The 20611-nt window shown below is 56.9% G+C and carries 14 protein-coding genes; 4 read left to right on the top strand and 10 right to left on the bottom strand.

Annotated elements, in window-relative coordinates; translation table 11 throughout:
• The 10 genes from VM163_00920 to hutU all read right to left on the bottom strand — a co-directional run.
• A partial coding sequence (locus tag VM163_00920) for a two-component regulator propeller domain-containing protein (protein ID HUT02440.1) occupies positions 1-1581 on the bottom strand: 1581 nt, incomplete at its 3' end.
• A gap of 38 nt (positions 1582-1619) precedes the next feature.
• The gene (locus tag VM163_00915; protein HUT02439.1) at positions 1620-1889 is read right to left on the bottom strand and encodes a hypothetical protein; all 270 of its coding nucleotides are present in this window, start codon (positions 1887-1889) and stop codon (positions 1620-1622) included.
• 274 nt (positions 1890-2163) lie between these two features.
• On the bottom strand, positions 2164-4017 hold the full coding sequence (locus tag VM163_00910) for a bifunctional homocysteine S-methyltransferase/methylenetetrahydrofolate reductase (GenBank protein ID HUT02438.1): 1854 nt from the start codon (positions 4015-4017) through the stop codon (positions 2164-2166).
• Positions 4018-4029: 12 nt separating this feature from the next.
• A complete protein-coding gene (locus VM163_00905) occupies positions 4030-5967 on the bottom strand; it encodes an SUMF1/EgtB/PvdO family nonheme iron enzyme (protein ID HUT02437.1) in 1938 nt (645 codons plus the stop codon).
• Positions 5954-6826 (bottom strand): NAD(+)/NADH kinase, encoded by an 873-nt coding sequence (locus VM163_00900; GenBank protein HUT02436.1) that lies wholly within the window; start codon positions 6824-6826, stop codon positions 5954-5956. Before VM163_00900 ends, VM163_00905 begins: the two co-directional genes overlap by 14 nt.
• Positions 6826-7620, bottom strand: a complete 795-nt coding sequence (locus VM163_00895; GenBank protein HUT02435.1) for a TlyA family RNA methyltransferase — start codon at positions 7618-7620, stop codon at positions 6826-6828. The genes VM163_00900 and VM163_00895 overlap by 1 nt, the downstream gene beginning before the upstream one ends.
• A complete protein-coding gene (dxs, locus tag VM163_00890) occupies positions 7613-9544 on the bottom strand; it encodes a 1-deoxy-D-xylulose-5-phosphate synthase (protein ID HUT02434.1) in 1932 nt (643 codons plus the stop codon). Before dxs ends, VM163_00895 begins: the two co-directional genes overlap by 8 nt.
• 22 nt (positions 9545-9566) lie before the next feature.
• On the bottom strand, positions 9567-10454 hold the full coding sequence (locus VM163_00885; protein ID HUT02433.1) for a farnesyl diphosphate synthase: 888 nt from the start codon (positions 10452-10454) through the stop codon (positions 9567-9569).
• A gap of 63 nt (positions 10455-10517) precedes the next feature.
• Positions 10518-10778 carry an exodeoxyribonuclease VII small subunit gene (gene xseB, locus VM163_00880; GenBank protein HUT02432.1) on the bottom strand — a complete coding sequence of 87 codons (261 nt, stop codon included), beginning with the start codon at positions 10776-10778 and terminating at the stop codon, positions 10518-10520.
• A gap of 189 nt (positions 10779-10967) precedes the next feature.
• Complete coding sequence (gene hutU, locus VM163_00875) at positions 10968-12623, bottom strand: urocanate hydratase (protein HUT02431.1); 1656 nt, start codon at positions 12621-12623, stop codon at positions 10968-10970.
• A gap of 600 nt (positions 12624-13223) precedes the next feature.
• On the opposite strand from hutU, the gene VM163_00870 reads away from it, so the two are divergent.
• The 4 genes from VM163_00870 to VM163_00855 all read left to right on the top strand — a co-directional run.
• Positions 13224-15704, top strand: a complete 2481-nt coding sequence (locus VM163_00870; protein HUT02430.1) for a hypothetical protein — start codon at positions 13224-13226, stop codon at positions 15702-15704.
• A gap of 47 nt (positions 15705-15751) precedes the next feature.
• Positions 15752-17944, top strand: a complete 2193-nt coding sequence (locus tag VM163_00865) for a hypothetical protein (GenBank protein HUT02429.1) — start codon at positions 15752-15754, stop codon at positions 17942-17944.
• Between the two features lie 129 nt (positions 17945-18073).
• Complete coding sequence (locus VM163_00860) at positions 18074-19894, top strand: RHS repeat-associated core domain-containing protein (GenBank protein ID HUT02428.1); 1821 nt, start codon at positions 18074-18076, stop codon at positions 19892-19894.
• Positions 19895-19991: 97 nt separating this feature from the next.
• A partial coding sequence (locus VM163_00855; protein HUT02427.1) for a formylglycine-generating enzyme family protein occupies positions 19992-20611 on the top strand: 620 nt, incomplete at its 3' end.

Below are 20611 nucleotides of genomic sequence, written 5' to 3'. Positions count from 1 at the left end.
CGCGTAGTTGCGAGGTGTTGAGTCTTCGTACTGGTCCCAAAATCGATCATCGCAGGAGAACCATGCGACCCCGTTGCTGTCGAACGCCACATCGGAGAGCTCCTGTGCCGACCAATCAGGCCTATACGCACTCCACCACCTCGTGCCGTCAAAGCGCTGAGCCCGGCGCTCATATTGGGACACAGACCAGATGATCCACACTTGCCCATCAGGGGCGATCTTGACCTTCGTTATCGAAGCATCGTTAACCTGGCGCCACTCCTCCCCGTCAAATACATAAAGACCCTCGTCCGTCCCGAACCAAACGTCGCCGTCCGGCGTGGGCGCTATGGAGTTGATTTTGTTAGGCAGCTCCCTATGCCACGGCCAGAAGGTCTCATACTTCACTCTGTCCCAGCGACAAAGGTAGGACGCATAAGGATCGTCGTGCGCATAGTCTTCCCAGTCTCCTGCAACCCAGACGGCCTGTCCTGAGTCAATACAAAGGTCCGACACCGAGCTCGCCGGCAACGGCTCAGACCCCCAAAATGTCTGAGACCCTCCCGCACCATAGCGCAGAAGCGACGGCTCGAGTTGAGGTGGACCAATCCCGAGGGGATCATTCCGAATGGTTGTGTCCGCCATCAACCACACACACCCGTCCTCTCCAAACCTAACGTCTTGGACATACTCCACGGGGACCGGAAGGTCACCGTAAACTCCCCACGTTTCATCCTGCGACAGAGACGCGACGCCTAATCTATAAAGCCAGTTCTTTATGCACCACTTAGTATTCCGACCGTCAACCCGAAGATAGAATCCGGTATCGCTTAGCCCGCTTTCAGGGGGAAGCTCGAAGGTCTCGAAACGGCCTTCGGCAAAGTAAAGAAGCCGCCCTGTCGCGGCCAGCCAAACACCACTTCTCAAGTCTGCGCCAATATCGATGATCGATTCCTCAAGCGTCACCCAAGATAGATCAGTGCCTTCGAATGTGAATAGCCTGCCGCCTCCCAAAGCCGCCCAGCCCTTGCCGCCCTTGCCTGCTACGCAAGACCAGCTATCCACCCACCAAGTGCCAGGTATCTCCCAGGAGTACCAATCGGATCCGCGAAACCTAATCATACGGCCGCCCCGCAGAAGGACCCACGCGTTGCCAGTATCGTCACTCGCGATGTGAGCCACGACTAGGCCACCGTACATAGCCCCCTGAAGCGCTCGCTCCTTCCATTCCCATTCTAGGCCATCGAACTGGAAGAGGCCCGGGTCAAACCTCCCGTAAGAACCTGACGGACAGGCCCACATGCTCCCACTTGTGTCAATCACCACCGAGCGGGCGCCTGGCGCGCCGCGCCAGTCGGCCGGCGTGAACTTGAGCCTCTGGCCAGTGTCTCCTTTGGTCAGGACAAGACCACCTTCAGTGCCGATCCATGCACAATCGCCCTGGACCGCGAGGCGGTATTGGTCGGTTCCGGATGTGTAGTTTATCACAAGCGGGGCCCTAACTTGGTCGGCGAAAGCCGACGCACTGCCCAGCAGGAAACATACGGCTAACACCAAACCCAGTTTCACATAACGTCTCCGCCTCATTAACCAAATCGACATGTCGCATTCTCCTCAACAAACTATATAATAATGCAGAATCACCACGTAATTGGGCCATCACCGCCGGAAGGCTCGGGCGGCTTGAGGTCCGGCATCTCGCACCAACCGGGGCCCGGATCTGGGCCAACTTTCTTCCACGCGCAGCTGTAGCCTTGGTTTGGATCCCCGAACTTGTCCGTCGCCATCTGCCATGCCGTCAGCATCTGGTCCGTCATAATCCAGAACGATATCCTGTAGCCAGTCTGGCCATAGTCATCGTCACAAAAGTAGCTGCTGACGTGTGCCTTCAGATCGGCGTTCAGTATCATGGCCCTCCTTGACGTAATGGTAACGCCTCAAGTTGCGACTTTCAACAGGAGACGAGGCCCCAAAATCAAATTAAGGGCAAGAGAGTTCATAAGATGAACATGTTTAGCGGCTCCCAACAGGCGATGATTGGGACCGCGGTCGGTTCGTGGGTTCCACCCGTTTGGCGCTTTGGAGTGCGGTCGCTCGGCGCCGCACTCCAAATGGCCACAGCTGGCTTGGCTCAATCTGATTTTTCGGGGGGTATTGGCACTTGTCCTGGCGGAGCCTAGCGACTCATGGGAACGAGGGCAGCTGGACACGCTCTATGACTTGAAGAGCCAAGTCGGTGCGGCCAACGGGAGGAATTAGATATGCCCCGACGACGCGGTCCATGCCGATGACTGACTGAAGCGCGTCAGCCGCGATGGCAACGCCCTGTCGTTTTGCCTCGTCTCCGGTCTTGGCCTGTTTCATGCGTTCCCTGACCTTTTTCGGTATTGACATTCCGGGGACCTCGTTGTGCATGAATTCCGCATTGCGAAAGGAGATGAGTGGTAGTATCCCGACGAAAATGGGTAGGTCAACATCACGGGATTGCTCAAGAAAACGCTCCAATGTTAAAGGCTCATACACAGGCTGCGTCATCGCAAAATGTGCGCCGGCCCTTTTCTTCGCAGCGAAACGGGCAAGCTCCTTCTCGAGGTCCATAGCGCCTGGGTTGACGCCGACTCCGATGAAGAATCCGGTCGGCTGATCGATGGGCTTGTCGGCGAGATCGACTCCGCAGTTGAGCTTCCGGGCCATGGCCGATAGCCCTATCGAGTCAATGTCAAAGACAGCTGTTGATTGGGGGTAGTCGCCCATCTTCGGGGGGTCGCCGGTTACGAGCAAAACGTTTCTCAAGCCAGCCACGTAAGCGGCCATCAGATCGGCCTGAAGGGCCACGATGTTCCTGTCTCGGCAGCAGAAGTGAACGATCGTATCGATGCCTACCTTCTCCTCTATGATGTGTCCGAGCAAGATGGGGCTCATCCTGGCCGACGCACGAGGGCCGTCTGCGATGTTTATCGCGTCAACGCCGGCATCCCTGATGGACCTCGCCTTTTCGATGATGCGGTCGATCCCGATGCCCCGCGGCGGACTGATCTCAACACTCACGGTGAAGTGGTTTCGCATGGCCAGCTCGAACCGCGTGGGTTCTCGCAAAACCTCGACTCTTTCTCTCTCCTCCGCCTCCACCTCAAACTGAACGTCAAACACCTCCGGGGCAATGCCCTTGTCGGACTTGACCGCATCAACGATCGCTTTTATGTGGGCCGGCGTCGTCCCGCAGCACCCACCAATAATCGAGGCGCCTTTGGCGATGAATCGCTTTGCGTATTCGGCCATGTACTCAGGCGAGCAGAGGTATATGTACCTCCCTTCGACAAGTTTGGGCGAGCCTGCGTTGGGCTGCGCCGAGATAAGAAGACCTTCGGTTTTGGCCATTCGCTCGATCGCGGCGAGCATCTGCTGTGGCCCTACGGAGCAGTTAAGGCCACCCACGTCAACCCTCTGCTCCTTCAAGAAGGCCGCTATCTCCTCAGGCTCATCGCCGTAGATCGTCGAGCCATCTTCAGTTACGGTCATCTGCGCGACGAGCGGAAGGTCGCACACCTCTCGAACAGCCTGTATGGCCAGCGACATCATTTTGAAGCTAGAGATCGTCTCGATCAGTATCAGGTCCGCGCCGGCGTTGGCGAGCGAGGAGGCCTGCTCTGCGTAGATAGACTTAATGTCGTCGGACGTAAGCATATCCTTCAACAGGACAGTGCTCTCGAGGCGCCCTATGGAGCCGGCCACGTAGGCGCGGCCGCCGGCAACCTGCTTAGCGATTGCGACACCTTTTGCGTTTATCTCCTGAGTCTTGGCCTCGAGGCCGTACGGTGCGAGCCTGTGCCTGTTGGCGCCGTAAGTGTTGGTTTCAAGGATGACCGCGCCGGCCTTCAGATACTCCGCATGAATCTCAGAGACCAAATGAGGCGCGGAGAGATTGAGCTCGTCGAAACATTGATTGATGTAAACGCCCTTTGAATAGAGCATCGTGCCCATCGCCCCGTCGCAGACCAGGACTCTTGTACGAACAGCGTTGAGAAAAGGTTCCTGCATCCATCACCTCGTCTATTGAAAACGGTCGCCCTTCAACTTGACACATCTGAAACCAATCGTCGGGCTTGTTGTCTTGGGGTCTGCTGCCAGACGAACAGCGCAGCGAAGCAGGTTTGGACCGGCGATGAACGAGCCGCCGCGAACGACTCGCAATTCGCCATTCTGGGGCCCTGTTGGGTCAATGCTTGGGTTGTTTGAGTAATAGTCCTTGTCGTAGAAATCCTGACACCATTGCGAGACATTGCCCGAGACGTCCAGAAGCCCAAGGCGATTCGGCGGCAATTGGCCTACGGACACCTTTCGCCGGCGCGCTCTGGACTTTATTATAAGCTCTGCCGGAAGCGAATCTCCCCAAGGGTATTTCTTGCGCTCAAGGCCGCCTCTGCACGCCCTTTCCCACTGCGCCTCGGTCGGAAGCTGACACCCTCGCCACAGGCAATACGCCGCCGCGTTGAACCACGAAACGGATGTTACGGGATAGTCGCCCTGTCCAGCAGGATACGTCCCGGAGGCCCAGTCGGCGAGGTAGTTGTCGTCAGCCTCGGCACGACCGTCGTAGGCTGTCGCTTTCAGAAACTCGAGAAACATCCTGTTGGAAACTGGCGCAACGTCGATCTCATAAGCGGCGACCTCAACGGCGTGGACAGGAGACTCGTCGGTGGCATCTGGCGAGCCCATTTGAAAGCTGCCGGCGGGGATCGAGACCAGATCGCCGGTGGCGGCAACCGGCTCGGTTACCGAGACCGGGATCGGCTCCCGCGACTTGGTCGTGTCCACCGGCGCTTTACTTGGCTCAGCTTCGCCGGCTCGCTGGCTCTTGCTCGCTTGCTTATCACGACGAACAAAGAACACAAACTGGCCCTCGCCGTACTCGACAAGGTGTCGGGCTTGAGGCGTCTGGCGGTTGCCTGATTCTTCCAGAACTCGGTCTCGAACGAAGAAATAGAGATCGTCAGAGGTTATGATACCGTCGTTATCGTGGTCGGCGAAACCCTCAAGTCCCTTCAACAGATACCTGCTGAACAGGCTATTGCCTCCCCACTCCTCCTTACCCTCGAACACTTCCTCGTCGGACTTGCCCGCGGTCAAGATTCTCACGCAAGGGTCCCTGAGCGCTTGATGCCTCGGCTTGGGAGGTATCGCTGATCTGGGGCGGAGGCCAGCCAACCCACTGAAGCAGCAGTCGAGCACAAACAGAGTGTGTTTTGCGCAGATTACACTCGCAGCCTCTTTTATCTCCTCCACTGAGATACAGGAACTGTGAATCTTCTCAAGGTCCCCGTCGAAAGGCACAAGGTAACCACGCCAGTCGCTGTTTCTATGTCCCTTTCGGACCCTTCGGCGTTGGCCGTGGCCAGCAAAGAAGATAAGGACACGGTCGTTGGAAGTCATCGCGGGGTTGGCTCCCAAAAAGTCGTTCATCAGCTCCAGGATTCGCTTCTTTGTCGCTTGCTCATTAAACAGCGTGAAGGTCTTATCTTCATCGAAGAATGTCCTCGCTTTGAGGAACTTCTGAAGCGACTTGGCGTCGTTGACAGCATATTTGAGAAACTGGGCGGCTCGGCTATTGTCTATCCCGATCAGAAGCGCCCAGCTGTTCTCGTACAGAGATTCAAATGAAAGCGATTGCTCGTCCGCTGCAACATCGACCGTAACCTTCTTCTGCTCAACTAGACGCATCCCGACCATGAGCTGCAGCAGAATCTCGTTACGGCCATCTTCCAATGGAATATGCTGCTTGAACGGGGAGCGAGTCTGAGGCAGAACGTTGAAAGATGAGTACAGACGCCCGTTGACCCTCAGCGCCATACGGGCTTGACTCTCCTTGTGAGGGCTCCCCCGAACCCAGCCGATCAGCTCGACATTTCGACTGGCCATTCTCTCCCCATCGGTTGGGTAGATGAGACGGATGGCGTCGTCCTTGACTGAGGGGCCTTTACTGTCCCGCAATGCTCTTTCCCCAAGACAGCTTCTGTCGCAGTATCGAGTAGTAATCGGTCTTGAGGCTCCGGATCAGCCTGAGCTTCTCCATGGCCTTGTAGATCAAGACCTCGTCGCCGTCGAATAGCGGAACCGCATCCTGCCCGTCAATAGTCAGGATGACTTCCTGTCCCCTGGAAAGGAGTTGAGCTTTGATGACGACGTTGTCTGGCACCACGATCGGGCGATTTGTCAAGGTATGTGGACAGATGGGCGAAAGCACCAGAACGTGCGTCGAAGGGTAAAGTATTGGGCCACCGGCCGCAAGAGAATAGGCCGTTGAGCCAGTCGGCGTTGCTACGATGAGCCCGTCTCCGCGGAAGTGGGCCACGAACGCATCGTCAACGAAAGTCTTGATGCCGATCATCCTCGCTATCGCGGCCTTGTTGATCACGAAATCATTGACGGCGAAGAACGTTTTGGGCTTTCTCTGTGCACCGGAGACCCGCGCACGAACTGCTATCCGCTCATCGAGTTTGAAGCGGCCGTCGAGTATATCGGCGAGCAAAGAGAAAAGCTCACTTGCCGTAAGCTCCGTCAGAAAGCCCAGGTCCCCCACGTTGACGCCGAGGATCGGAACTGCCAGCTCGGGCGCGATTCTGGCCACGCTGATCAACGTGCCGTCCCCGCCGAAGACTATGACCATGTCGGCGCCGTTTAGAACGTGCTCCCTGGGCATCTTATCAACGTTCGAGGCCACCATGTGAGCCACCTGCTCGTCCACTCGAACCTTGACCCCCCTCTTAAGCAACCACTCACATGTCTGGTTCAACGTCTTGGCCACGCTGTAAGCGTCCGGCTTGGCAACGATCGCTATGGTTTTGAACATCAACCGGCCCTCCGCTGAACCGCCTGCGCAATCGCCTCGTCTATCCAGTCCGAGAGGTTGTCGGTCTTGCGCGCCTCTTGCGTGTGGGCGAACATGAGGTATTCCTGGTTGCCCTTTTGGCCCAGGATGGGCGAAGGGATAACACCGGCAGGATAAACCCCGACATCCGCCGAAAAACTAAGTATATCACTGAGAACTGACCGATGAAGGCTTGTGTCGCGGACGATGCCACCCTTGCCGACCTGACCCTTCCTCACCTCGAACTGCGGCTTTATCAGAGCCACAACCTGGCCGGCTTTGGATAGCAGCTCGCGGGCCTTCGGCAGCACAAGCCTCAGCGAGATGAAGGACACATCGACCGTGGCAAGGTCTGGAGTGTCTCCTAGACGGCTCTTCTCAAGGTACCGGACGTTGGTGCGCTCCAAGACCATAACTCGCGGGTCGATTCGCAGCTCATAGGCCAGCTGCCCGTATCCCACATCAACAGCATAGACCAGCTCCGCGCCTCGTTCGAGAAGACACTGCGTGAAGCCGCCGGTCGAGGCGCCGATGTCGATGCAGACCTTGTGCTGAACATTGATCTTGAAGTGATCGATCGCGGCCCTGAGCTTCTCTGCGGAACGGCTGACGAAGTCGTGTCGAGGTCGCTTCACGGTGATATTAGAGCCGATAGGCACCTGAGTTCCGGGTTTTGAGACAGCTCTTCCGTCAACGGACACCAGGCCGGCCATCAGCAGTGCAACGGCTTTCTGCTGGCTCTCGGCAAGCCCGCGCTCGACGATGAGCCTATCCACTCGCTGCTTTCTTGGACTCTCTAAGAGCACAATTGAGAAACTCCGCTGTCGTCTTGGCGATACCCTGGGCGTCCAGACCTAGCTTAGCTCGAAGCGCTGGCGTTGAGCCGTGTTCAACAAAGAAATCGCCGATGCCGATTCGCTTGACCGGAACGTTAAACATGCCATTATCCACCAGCGTCTCGAGGATGGCCGACCCAAATCCGCCGGCGAGGGCATTCTCCTCAACGGTAATGATATGGCCAGTCTTCCGTGCCCACTCAAGCAGCATGTCTGCGTCTATTGGGTTGGCGAATCTGGCGTTTATCACTGCGGCATCGATGCCATCCTGCTTTGACAGAATCTCTGCAGCCTCAAGGGCCGGATAAACCATGGCGCCAATTGCGAGAATGGCGACATCGGAGCCATCCTTCAGCAGCTCTGCCTTGCCAATCTCCAACACTCTCAGCTCCTCATCGAGCGCCGCTGCGACGCCCTGGCCGCGAGGGTATCGAACGGCAACAGGGCCTTTCGTGGCGATGGCCGTCTTCAACATGTGTTGAAGCTCGTTTTCATCTTTGGGAGCCATGATGACCATATTGGGCAATGAGCGTAAGAACGACAGGTCGAACAAACCATTGTGCGTTGGCCCGTCGTTACCGACGATGCCAGCTCTGTCGAGTGCAAGCACAACATCCGCGTTCTGTAAGCAAACGTCCTGAAACACCTGATCAAACGCCCTTTGCACAAATGTGGAGTAGATCGCTGCAACCGGCTTGAAACCCGAGATGCCCAAAACGCCCGCGAAGACAAGGGCGTGCTGCTCGGCTATTCCAACGTCATAAAACCGCTCCGGGAACCTCGCCCGGAACCTATCAAGGCCAGTCCCCTGCGGCATCGCCGCCGTGATGGCAATGATGCGCTCATCCTCCTTTGCCAGCTTGACCATCGCATCACCAAACACCGATGTGTAAGAGCGCCCGGACGGCGACTTCGGCTCGCCTGTGTTAATATCGAACTTCGGGGCACTGTGGAACGCGGCCGGCCTGAGCTCCGCTGGCAGAAATCCTTTCCCTTTTTTGGTTACGATGTGCACAAGAACGGGAAACCGCCAACCCTTGATCCGCCGGAATGTGTCGATGATCGCGTGCAGGTCGTTCCCGTCAACCGGACCAATGTACTTGATCCCCAAATCCTCGAAGAGCACTCCGGGCACGAACAGGTTCTTGAGGCTCTCCTCGACACGCCTCGAGAGCTTGATCGCGTGCTCGCCCGTCTCCTGGAGCGACATGGCAAAGTTATAGACCCTCTCCTTAACGCTGTTGTAAAGCGAACCCGTGATGATGCTGTTCAGATACTTCGCAAGAGCACCGGTGTTCTTGGAGATCGACATCTCGTTGTCGTTCAGAACGATGATGAGGTCCTTGTGAAGATGCCCCGCCTGGTCCAGACCTTCAAAGGCTACTCCGGCCGTCATGGAACCGTCTCCTATGACCGCTATGACCTTGTGATGCTCGTCGCTTAGGTCTCGCGCCTCGCAGAAGCCAACCGCCGCCGAGATGGAAGTGCTGCTGTGCCCCACATCGAACACGTCATACTCGCTTTCCTCACGCTTGGGGAAGCCGCTGAGACCGCCAGCCTGCCTTATCGTATGGAAACGATTGGCCCGACCAGTAAGCAGCTTATGAGTATAGGTCTGATGCCCCACGTCCCAAACTATCTTGTCGTAGGGGGTGTTGAAAACATAATGAAGAGCCACCGTCAGCTCCACTGCGCCGAGGTTTGACGAGAGGTGGCCGCCATTCTCAGAAACGACCTCAATGATGCGCTCCCGAGCCTCCTCGCAGAGCTTCGCGAGGTCGCTTAGGTCAAGCTTCTTAAGCTCCCGGGGGCTGTTGACCTTGCCCAAGAACTTGAACCTACTGTAGTCGTTATTCAGTGCCATGTTTTACCTTGCACAATGCTTCCTAATTGACACGGTCTATGAAAAAGTGAGCAATCCCATTCAAAACCGCAGCTCTATCCCCAAAACGCTCGAGAAAACGTAGCGCCTCGGTTACGTTCTTCTGCGCATCAGACCGCGCGCGGTCTATACCTATAACACCCGGATATGTAACCTTGTTGTTCTTAGCATCGCTATCGACGCTCTTGCCAAGCGTCTTGGCGTCGCCATTGATCTCCAAGAGATCGTCGATAATCTGAAACGTCAGACCGATCTTATCGCCGAAGCTGGACAGCGCTTCCAGCTCGCTGCCTGAGGCGCCAGCAAGTATTGCGCCGGCCGCGATCGAGGCCGAGATCAAGGCCCCTGTTTTCCGTGCGTGAATGAATCGAACGAGCTGCTCGTTGCCATCAGCACCGCTGGCGAGAATATCGGCAGACTGGCCGCCAACCATCCCGAGGCAGCCTGCCTTTACAGCTACCTCATTCAACGCCTGAAGCTGACGCTGCGTGTGCTCGGGGCCAGATGGCCTGGACATCAGCTCAAACGCCAGCGTCAGAAGAGCATCGCCCGCGAGAATCGCGAGGCCCTCGGTGAACTCTATATGGCACGTTGGCCGACCACGCCTCATATCATCATCGTCCATTGCTGGTAGATCGTCGTGAATCAGAGAGTAGGTGTGGATGCACTCCACTGCGCAGGCGAAATCTCGAACCAGAGCTTCATCCTCACCAGAGAATAGGTCCGCAGTCGAGACAAGCAATATCGGACGAAGCCTTTTGCCACCGCTGAAAAGACTGTACCGCATCGCGTCAAACAACCTCATCGAGAACGCCTCGGGCTCTGGCAAGCACTGGTGCAGCCAGCTCTCGACTGTTCCCTTCATCTCTGATAGGTATGACTCAACATCCATAACAGCTTTTCCCTGATGCTCACAGATAAAACCCACACGCTCACCGTGGCGGGCGACAAGCCGCTATTGAGGCTCCGGATCAGACGGAACCGACTGCTCCTCCTGCTCGTCCTGGTCCAGCGGCTCCTTCTCATACGTCCCGTCTCCCTTCTTGATCAGAACCTCTACCTTTCTCTGCGCCTCAGTCAGTGCTCCCGAGCAGTACTCAGAAAGCCTCATGCCCTCTTTGAAAAGCCGCAGCGTGTCCTCAAGCGGCAGATCACCTGATTCCATCTGGTTCACGATCTCCTCCAGACGTGTCATGGAGTCTTCAAACTTGCCCATTAGTCTCCCCTATTACTGCATAATTCAGAGAATGATAACTTAACAGATGCAGGTGTGCTGTCAACCTCACCAGCCTCGCGACCAGGTGACCGAACCTTCCGCTACGTCTCACAGCACCACGCCGGCCCTTCAGCCCTCGCGACCTACCATCAGTGCCCATGACGCGAAAGCTATCACCATGCGCCACCACTATTGCAGGCCCGGTATCTTAACGCCCTTCGCACGCGCTGTCCCGATCGCCAACTCATACCCGGCGTCCACGTGCCGAGCTATGCCGCTGCCGGGGTCGCAGGTCAATACACGCTCCAGACGCGCTGCCGCCGCATCTGTCCCGTCAGCGACGATTACCATCCCTGCGTGAATTGAAAGGCCTATGCCAACACCGCCGCCGTGATGGACGGAAACCCAGCTCGCACCCGAAACAGCATTCAGAAGAGCGTTCAAAATCGGCCAGTCCGCTATCGCGTCGCTGCCATCCCTCATCGACTCGGTCTCCCGGAACGGCGACGCCACCGAGCCGCTGTCGAGATGGTCCCGGCCGATCACAATCGGCGCCTTGATCTTGCCCTGACGAACCAAGTCGTTGATCGCAAGCCCGAACTTCGCCCGCTCTCCATACCCAAGCCAGCAGATGCGGCTCGGATACCCCTGGAACCTCACCTTCGCACGCGCCGCCCTAATCCACCTCGCAAGCGGCTCATCGTCAGGAAACAGCCTCAGCACCAGCTCGTCAGTCTGATAGATATCCTCCGGGTCGCCCGAAAGCGCCACCCAGCGAAAAGGCCCCTTGCCAGTGCAGAACAGCGGCCGTATGTAAGCCGGCACAAACCCCGGAAACTCGAATGCATCCTCTACACCAGCCAACTCCGCCTGTCCGCGAATGTTGTTGCCATAATCGAAGACAACCGAGCCATTCTCCTTCATGTCAAGCATCGCTCGAACGTGCTTGGCGACAGACTCGAATGCCAACTTCTGGTATTTTTCGGGGTCTGTCCCTCGCAGCGCCAACGCCTCCTCATACCCAATCCCCGCCGGCACGTAGCCGTTCAGCATGTCGTGAGCGCTCGTCTGGTCTGTTACCATCTCAAAGAAAACCCCGCGACGAACGAGCTCAGGATAGACATCGGCAGCATTGCCCAGCAGTGCAACTGACCTTGCCTCCTTCCTCTGCCGCAACTCATCGATTATCCTCAGCGCATCATCCAAATCCTCCGCAACAACATCCACGTAGCCCCCTCTCACTCGCCTCTCGATGCGCTCTCCATCGACCTCAACGCCCAAAAACGACGCGCCTGCCATCGTCGCAGCAAGAGGCTGAGCCCCGCCCATACCTCCAAGACCTGCCGAGAAGATCGTCTTGCCTGACATGTCCCCGCCAAAATGCTGTCTGATCGCCTCGACAAACGTCTCGTATGTGCCCTGAAGTATCCCCTGCGTTCCAATGTAAATCCAACTGCCTGCGGTCATCTGGCCGTACATCGTCAGACCCAGCCGCTCCAACTCCCGGAACTTCTCCCAAGTCGCCCATCTCGGCACAAGCAGCGAGTTAGCAATCAGCACCCTGGGCGAATCAGCAGTCGTCCTAAACACTCCAACCGGCTTCCCTGACTGCACAAGGAGCGTCTCATCGTTCTCTAATTCCTTAAGCGTCGCAACGATCCTGTGAAAAGCGTCCCAATTCCGAGCCGCCTTCCCCGTCCCGCCATAGACGATCAACTCAGCAGGCTTTTCCGCTACGTCCTCGCTCACATTGTGCATCAGCATCCGCATCGCCGCCTCCTGAAGCCAACCCTTGCAGGAAATCTCGGCGCCCAACGGCCTTTCAATTGGCTTGTATCCCGTCATACTCCCTTTCTCCATTTTTAACATAAGGCCTTATTCCCCAACCGATACATTCTGCCATTATCCACCTCGTCTGCCAAACACATTCCTGAGAGCCACCAACTCGCTCCGTCCCCGGTTGACACTTGCCCAGCCCAAGTTCAGCCTCCGGCCACGGTGCCCACGGCACTCGGATAGCTACTTTTGCCGGCTGCCGCGGGGGTCGGCTCGCACGTTCCGAGCTCGCCTCAGCTGCCGAAGCGACGCGAATGCGACGACCCAGTGGCTGGGCACCCATAGCTTCTCTTACTGGCGAACGAACCGGTTGGCTCGCACCGAAACGGAGCTCGCCTCAAGTGCCGGCCGAAGCGCAACTCGGGCCAGGGTGTGGGAGCGGAGGCTCTCCGCCGCCGCCGCCGCCGGCGCGCCGTAGGTTTCTTTGCCGCTCGCCTCCTCATCTTCCCCACGCTGCCTTCGGATTAGAAGCGCCGGCGTTTCGGTAGAAAGGCGCTTGACATAGCACAGAACATTGGTATTATGTTCATTAGTTGTGCGAATATGATTAACGGATATGACCCGTTAAGCCTCCATCCGGCGATGCTGGGGAATGGCTAGGAGTTGCTTATGATAGGTTGCCTCGACAAGCTCGGCAATGAGACCGAATACACCTACAACTCGCGGAACATGCGCACCAAGGTAACTGATGCCATGGATAAGGAGACCGACTTCACCTACGATGCGAACGGCAACCTGACGACGAAGACGCTGCCGGACGAGACTGAGTACAGCTATGTCTATGACAAGTTGAACCGCCGGACTGAGGCGCAGGACCCGCTGGACCACACGAGTTACACGTATTACAGCAGCGTTGGGACGATCACGAGGCGTAAGGATGCGGAGGGGGGCGAGACCTTCTACTACTACGACGACCTGTATCGCAAGACGAAGGTGACGGACGCCAAGAGCAACGAGACGGAGTATCAATACGACAAGAACGGCAACGTCGTGAAGATAATCGACGGCCGGGACAAGGATTTCGTGACCTACCAATACAACAACCTGAACCGCGTGACGAAGCAGACGGATGCGTTGGGTAGGTATTCGGAGTTTACGTTCGACGCAGTCGGCAACCTGAGCACGAAGACCGACCCGCTCGGGGACGCCACGACGTTCACCTACGACGCTGTAAATCGCCTCGTGCAGAAAGAATACGAGGACGACAGTTATGTAGCGTATCAGTATGATGCGAACGGGAACCTGACCGAGGCGTCGGACGGGACGATCACCTTCGAGTTCACCTACGATGCCGAGAGCAAGCCGACCAAGGTTCGGGATGACACGCAGGGCCTAGAGATCGAGTATGCCTATGACGACAACGGGAACCTGCTCTGGATCGAGGACACGTCCAATAATAAGATCAACTATTATTATGACGGCCTCAACCGGGTTACGGACGTCGTGAACGGCTCGACATTCGCGACGATACAATACGCGACCTGCTGCTCAATCCGGACGAAGATGTCGCTCGGGAACGGCTGCTACACGGAGTATAGCTACGACGACGCCAAGCGCCTGACGAAGATCACGAACAAGAAGTCGAACGGCACCGTGATCTCATCGTGGGACTACGGCTATGACGATGTCGGCAACGTGACGAGCCAGACTGACAAAGATTCGAACCAGACGAGCTACACCTACGACGACGTCTATCGGCTGACCCATGTGAACTACCCGTCCGGGTCTGATTATGGGTATGAGTATGATGGGGTGGGTAACCGCACGAAGCTGCACGAATATACAACCTCGACGATTACCACGACATACACCTACGACGACGCGGACGAGCTGACCCAGTGGACGACATCGACCCTTACGATGACGTTCGGGTATGCGTCGGATGGGTGCTTGGTGAGCAAGTCGGATGGGTCAGACACGTGGACCTACGACTGGGACTACGAGCGCCGCCTCCAGGTCTTCAAGAAGAACGGCGCCTCCCTCGTCGAATACGGCTACAACCCCACCGGCACGAGGCGCTATTCGTCCGATTCGACGCTCGGCCTCACCAACTACTTCCACGCTGGGCTGCAGGTACTAGGAGAGTATAGCTCCAATTGGTCGCTGATGACGTCCTACATACTCGGTGCGGACGCAATGCTGGACCGGTCAACGGACCCTGACACAGTTCATTACTTCATGAAGGATCGCCTCGGGTCCACGCGCGATCTAGTCAACGCCTCGGAGACGGTCAACACGCGCTATGCCTATGACGTGTGGGGCGACCTCACGGAAACCCAGCTCTCCGGCAGCGTCTCGACCGACTATCGCTTCCGAGGCTGGTATTACGCCTCAACGTCGGAGCACTACGCCGGCACGGGGCTCGATTATGACGCAGATCTTGGTCGCACATATCAGAAAGCTCTAGCAGGGACAGCGACCAGCCCGTATTCCGCGCTGAATGTGGTCCCAGTAAGCTTAGTGTTGGAAGATGATTGGGGGCAGGAGTGTAGGGCCAGGCCGGACTGCGCCGTTTGCTGCGAGGAGCATTACAGCTGGTGCCGACTCGGGAATGCAAACCTTATCGTTGCGGCAGAATACCATATGGAGATGCTTAGGAAGTATGGTGAGATTCTGATCGTGTTGAAGCACGGGGATCCCATCGCTGGCATGGGTGGCATGAAGGATTGCGAAGCCAAGATGGATAAGTGCAGGAAGTACTGTTGGCACCAGTGGTGGGTAAATCCCAATAAGGGCGACTTTGAGTTTGACACCTACCACAAGACGTGGGGATGGTGCGATGGCGAGAACGGTTATGGGAGCCATGAAACAGCACTTAAAAAGGCCTCGCACAAGGAGAACTGGGATGAGTCCGGACGACCTTGCGGATGGATTTATATGTGCTGTGACTACTGTTTCTCGCTTTATGGGACGAAACAACGCACCGCCTGTCCGCAGAGAGACACTTGCATAAAGAAGCCTATGCGGTCCTACTGGTGTGGGACGGGGCTGGATGAAGCGCCGAGCTTCACTGATCTAGAGAGCACTTGCGACGCATCTTGTCCCTATATCTCCACCAGGCTTACCCCGCTTCCCGCGAAGGATCTATAATCTGAGGTTAGAACAAGAAGACCTTGTGTCAAGAAGTAGGAGGAAAAATGAGACACGCAGGACTAATTCAAGAGCTGGTTCTCATTCTCGTCGTAGGCTGTGCCGCGATGCCAGTGTGCGCAGATGAGATAACCGTGGAACAGCATCACGCAGGACCTAACACCATCTGGAGCATGGACTACAAGGACGGCACGCTCGCTCTGGCGACAAATGCAGGGTTGTATGTCATGAGGAACGGTCACCTTGTGAGATTTGGCCTGCACGATGGGCTTCCAGATGATCAAATGATGAACGCCTTCGTCGTGGGCGAGAGAACCCTTCTGCTTGCGGAGTTCGGAGAGTGGCAGGCCCAACGGTTCTTTCTCGTCCAGATAAGTGGCTGCGAGCTGTCAGTAGAAGACATTACGGGCGCGCAACGAATTGTGATGTGTGACGACATGATGATTGATGTTGGCGCTAATGGAGCGCTTTGGGTAGGGGGACCCACTCGCTTGTGGAGGTATCACGAAGGAAGCTGGGACGTGTTCGAATGGCCGGGAGGATTCCCGCGCCTAGAATCCGGCTGTCTGTGCGTGGGTAATTCCGGGGAAGTTTGGGGATGCGCAGTTGCATATCCAGAGAACGGGAGATTCAGCAAAGTCTTCAGGCTGGATGAAACCGGATGGACGCTCTTTGACAATCCAGAATCGTTCTCAGCGATGACAACAGACGACGCGGGCACCGTTTGGGGGACGGGCGATAATCCGTCCGGACTCTGGCGATATGACGGTGGAGAATGGGAGATCGTGTCAAATGACCCTGTCTGGGCGTCGGGCCATGCCCCTCACTTCTTGAAGGTTGGCGCTGATGGGATTATATGGGCAATGAGCTCCGATAGATTGATAAGCTGGGACAGTAGCAGAACGACCCAGTTTACCCAGGCGTTGGGCGTTAGTTTGCAGGATCTAAGAAGCTTGCAGCCAGTGGCGGAGGGAACGGTCCTGGTTGGCACATCTGGATTAGGCCTACTGCTTCTTCAAGATACGAGGTTCATAAGGATCTTCTTTGAGGGCATACCTGGAGACCACATACGAGCTGTCTCATTGGCGTCCAACGGGGTCCTATGGATATCAGCGCACTCATGGCCCCTGTTGGGGAGGTCAGACGATGGTCACTTCACCACTGTCTGGGCACCGTGGCAGCAAGGCTTCTACCCAAGTCGCTGCTCCATGGACATCAATGGGACTCAGTGGTTTGAAGCAAGCGTGGGCGCAATGAGGCTGATCGACGACGAGTTCCGCCTCTACGACTCGAGCAACTCGCCGCTCACAAGCTCGAACTTCGTCACAGTTGATCGCAAGGGCACCAAGTGGTTCTCCCAATATGCAACGAACGCCACGGTTGTCTCGTATGATGACCACGCTTGGCAAGCTTATCCATCGGCCGACCGTTTCGGATCCAGCGTCGTCTATTCAATCACCGTGGGGCCGGGGGACACTTTATGGTTCGAGCAGTGGGAAGGATACACGATGTTCGATGGGAAGCAATGGCACCACTTCAGATACGGAACCGACCTGACGCCCACGTTCCTGAATTTCCCCGGAATATGTCCGATTGTGTTTGACGCTCATGGCAGCGCCTTTCTGTACGGTTATGGCGGCGCATACAAAGGCTATCCCGGCGCTGATTGGGAGTGGATTTACGATGAGGACACTATGGCCGTCGCCACAGATTCGGAAGACACTATTTGGCTGGGAACTTTGAATGGTTTGGTCTATGGCCAGCCGGGCAACTGGAATCGCATATCCGATCCTCTCACCCACGCTTCGATAACGACGATAGCCATCGACCACAACGGCGACAAGTGGGTTGGGACGGAGCACGGGCTGAATCGCATCGAGGATGGCGGGCCGGCGCAGCAGAAGCTGGAGCTTGCTGCCCAGGCGACCCCGGACGGGTATCTGACGGTGAGCGGGACTTTCACGAACGCGGGGGCGGTCATACCGGTGCTTCTGTGGCTCGCTTGCGAACACAACGGCACACTCTACTACTACCCCGCGTGGGGCCCAACGCCGGAAGGCACAAAACGCGTCCTCGGCGCATACTCCATCGAGACAGAAGAGCTCCTGCGCCTCAACGCCTCAACCCTCCCGCCCGGGGACTACACGTTCTACGGCGGCATCAGCCTCCTGGGCGGCATGGACCTGCTCATCGGCGCACGAGGCGCAAAGATCGCCATCGCAACATACCATAAGGACTAGTTGGCAGTTGGCAGCGGAAGGATGAAACGAGTGTAGGACGGGCTTTCCAGCCTGTCTAAAGGATGAAGGATGAATTGGAAATGATCCACGAAGGCCACGAAGGCGCACGAAGGGAGGCGATGAGACAGCTTGATTGAGCGTGCTGCGGGAGCGGAGGCTCTCCGCCAAACTGACGCGTTGAGTAGGTATTCGGAGTTCACATACGATGCGGTCGGGAACCTGAGCACCAAGACGGACCCGTTAGGTAACACGACCACGTTCACCTACGACGCCCTAAATCGCCTCGTGCAGAAAGAATACGAGGACGACAGCTACGTAGCATACGAGTTCGATGCGAGCGGCAACATGACCGAGGCGTCGGACGGGACGATCACGTTTGAGTTCACTTACGATGCTGAGAACAAGCCCACAAAGGTTCGGGATGACACGCAGGGCCTCGAGATCGAGTATTCCTACGATGACAACGGGAACCTGCTCTGGATCGAGGACACGTCAAATAGTAAGAGCAACTACTATTATGATGCGTTGAACCGGGTTACGGACATCACGAATGGCTCGACCTTCGCCACGATCGAATACGCCACCTGCTGCTCGATCCGGGCGAAACTGACGCTTGGGAATGGCTGCTACACCGAATACGAATACGATGACGCCAAGCGCCTCACCAAGATCACGAACAAGAAGTCGAATGGGACGGTGATCAGCTCGTGGGACTATGCGTATGACGATGTGGGCAACGTAACGAGCCAGACGGACAAGGACAGCTTGGCTACGAGCTACACCTACGACGACATCTATCGGCTGACGCATGTCAACTACCCGTCTGGGTCTGATTATGGCTACGACTATGACGCGGTCGGCAACCGCACGAAGATGTCCGAATACACCACCTCGACGATCACCACGACCTACACCTATGACAATGCGGACGAGCTGACCCAATACACGACGAGCACCCTCACGATGTCATTCGGGTATGCTTCGGACGGGTGTCTGGTGAGCAAGTCGGACGGGTCGGATACGTGGACCTACGACTGGGACTACGAGCGGCGGCTTGCTGGCTTCAAGAAGAACGGCGCCACCCTCGTTGAGTATGCCTACAACCCCACCGGCATGAGGCGCTATTCGTCCGATTCGACGCTGGGCCTGACCAACTACTTCTGGTCGGGCGGGCATGTCCTGGCGGACTACAGCAGCAACTGGAGCCTGACGCGGTCGTATATCTTCGGCCCGAGGGTGGATGAGATGATTGCGATGATCGACCGCACAACCGACCCGAACGTGACCCACTACTTCACACGCGATCGGCTGGGTTCGACCCGCGAGCTGGTCAACGCTTCGGAGACCCTCATGACCCGCTACGATTACGACGCGTGGGGTTCCCCGACTGAGACGCAGCTGTCGGGTAGCGTGAGCAGCCGTTATCGTTTCACAGGGCGGTCGCTTGATCCCACCTCGGGCCTCTACAATTACCGGGCGAGGCATTACGATGACGGGCTTGGGCGCTTCACCTCTCGCGACCCGCTGTATAGGGGTTGCCGCAGCCGCATTGACAGGTATGTTTACGTGGGCAACAATCCCGCCACGATGGTTGACCCACTGGGCCTGACCGGCGTGGCCTGGGTTCCATCAGGCATGACAGCCAGCTATGGGTCACAAGACGGGGACCCTGACGGGGATTCGTGCGAAACGGCGTGCAACAAATGCTGTAGCAGCATAGGCTGTGCCACGCTTGGCATGAAATGTGGTTGTGACTGTCGGAGTTCCGGGGAGGGTTCTTGCACGTGCAGGTGTGGGTGCGAAGATTACCATGTTGCTTCAGAAGACCCCGAAAGCTCACAGGTCCAGCCAAGGGACGCACGATATGAAGTCGGTGTATGGGGCCGGTGGGACCAGAGACGGGCGGTGAGCCAACTAGTGAGCCCTGGAGCCTGGATCTATGGATCATAGAGCCTATATAAGCAGTCCAATAGCAGAAGAGTCGTGGAGGGTGGAGAGCCAAATGGCCAGTGAAAATATAGTTCGTGTTAGGACACAGGAGGAAAGAATGAAAACGAGAGCGTTGAGGGCCCAGCCAGTATTGTGGCTTTGTCTGTTGTTTGGTATAGTGGGGCTAGCGATAGCCCATGACACGGCCGGCAGTCTGGCGACCACTGCGAGTGTGCATGTCGATGCCGGTGTGTTCACTATGGGTGACATAGCGGACGAAGGCCGTGAATTCGACCAGCCCGCTCACAAGGTGAGAATCTCCGGTTTTGCGATTTCGCGCAAGGAGACAACCAGGCAAGAATTCTGCACATTCTTGAATCTGATTGGGGCGACAGGGCCTAGTTCTTCCGGGACGGTTGGGGTGAAGACCGGCATCTATGCAGAGCTGACGAAGTCCGGTATTGAGTTCGTGGATGGTAAGTATTGCCCGACCCGGGACGGCCGGTTGCCTGTGATCGTCACGTGGCAGGGCGCTGACGCCTACTGCCGGTTTGTGGGAGGTCGGTTGCCGACGGAGGCGGAATGGGAATACGCATGCAGGGCGGGCACCACAAGTGGTTACCCGTGGGGAGACCGATTCGACGAGTCCCTGGCCAACGGACGGGGGACAAGTGACGAGATGAAGGTAGACCTCGTTTCCAAGACGGTCAACAAGCAGGGCGGAGAAGTGCGGACGTA

It is taken from the genome of bacterium (assembly GCA_035527515.1).
Lineage (GTDB): Bacteria > B130-G9 > B130-G9 > B130-G9 > B130-G9 > B130-G9.
This window is presented reverse-complemented; position numbering and strand designations above follow the sequence as displayed.

Coding starts and splice junctions, on each gene's coding strand:
- VM163_00915 (HUT02439.1), bottom strand. CDS start 1,889: ATGATACTGAACGCCGATCTGAAGGCACACGTCAGCAGCTACTTTTGT.
- VM163_00910 (HUT02438.1), bottom strand. CDS start 4,017: ATGCAGGAACCTTTTCTCAACGCTGTTCGTACAAGAGTCCTGGTCTGC.
- VM163_00900 (HUT02436.1), bottom strand. CDS start 6,826: ATGTTCAAAACCATAGCGATCGTTGCCAAGCCGGACGCTTACAGCGTG.
- dxs (HUT02434.1), bottom strand. CDS start 9,544: ATGGCACTGAATAACGACTACAGTAGGTTCAAGTTCTTGGGCAAGGTC.
- VM163_00885 (HUT02433.1), bottom strand. CDS start 10,454: ATGGATGTTGAGTCATACCTATCAGAGATGAAGGGAACAGTCGAGAGC.
- xseB (HUT02432.1), bottom strand. CDS start 10,778: ATGGGCAAGTTTGAAGACTCCATGACACGTCTGGAGGAGATCGTGAAC.
- hutU (HUT02431.1), bottom strand. CDS start 12,623: ATGACGGGATACAAGCCAATTGAAAGGCCGTTGGGCGCCGAGATTTCC.
- VM163_00870 (HUT02430.1), top strand. CDS start 13,224: ATGATAGGTTGCCTCGACAAGCTCGGCAATGAGACCGAATACACCTAC.
- VM163_00865 (HUT02429.1), top strand. CDS start 15,752: ATGAGACACGCAGGACTAATTCAAGAGCTGGTTCTCATTCTCGTCGTA.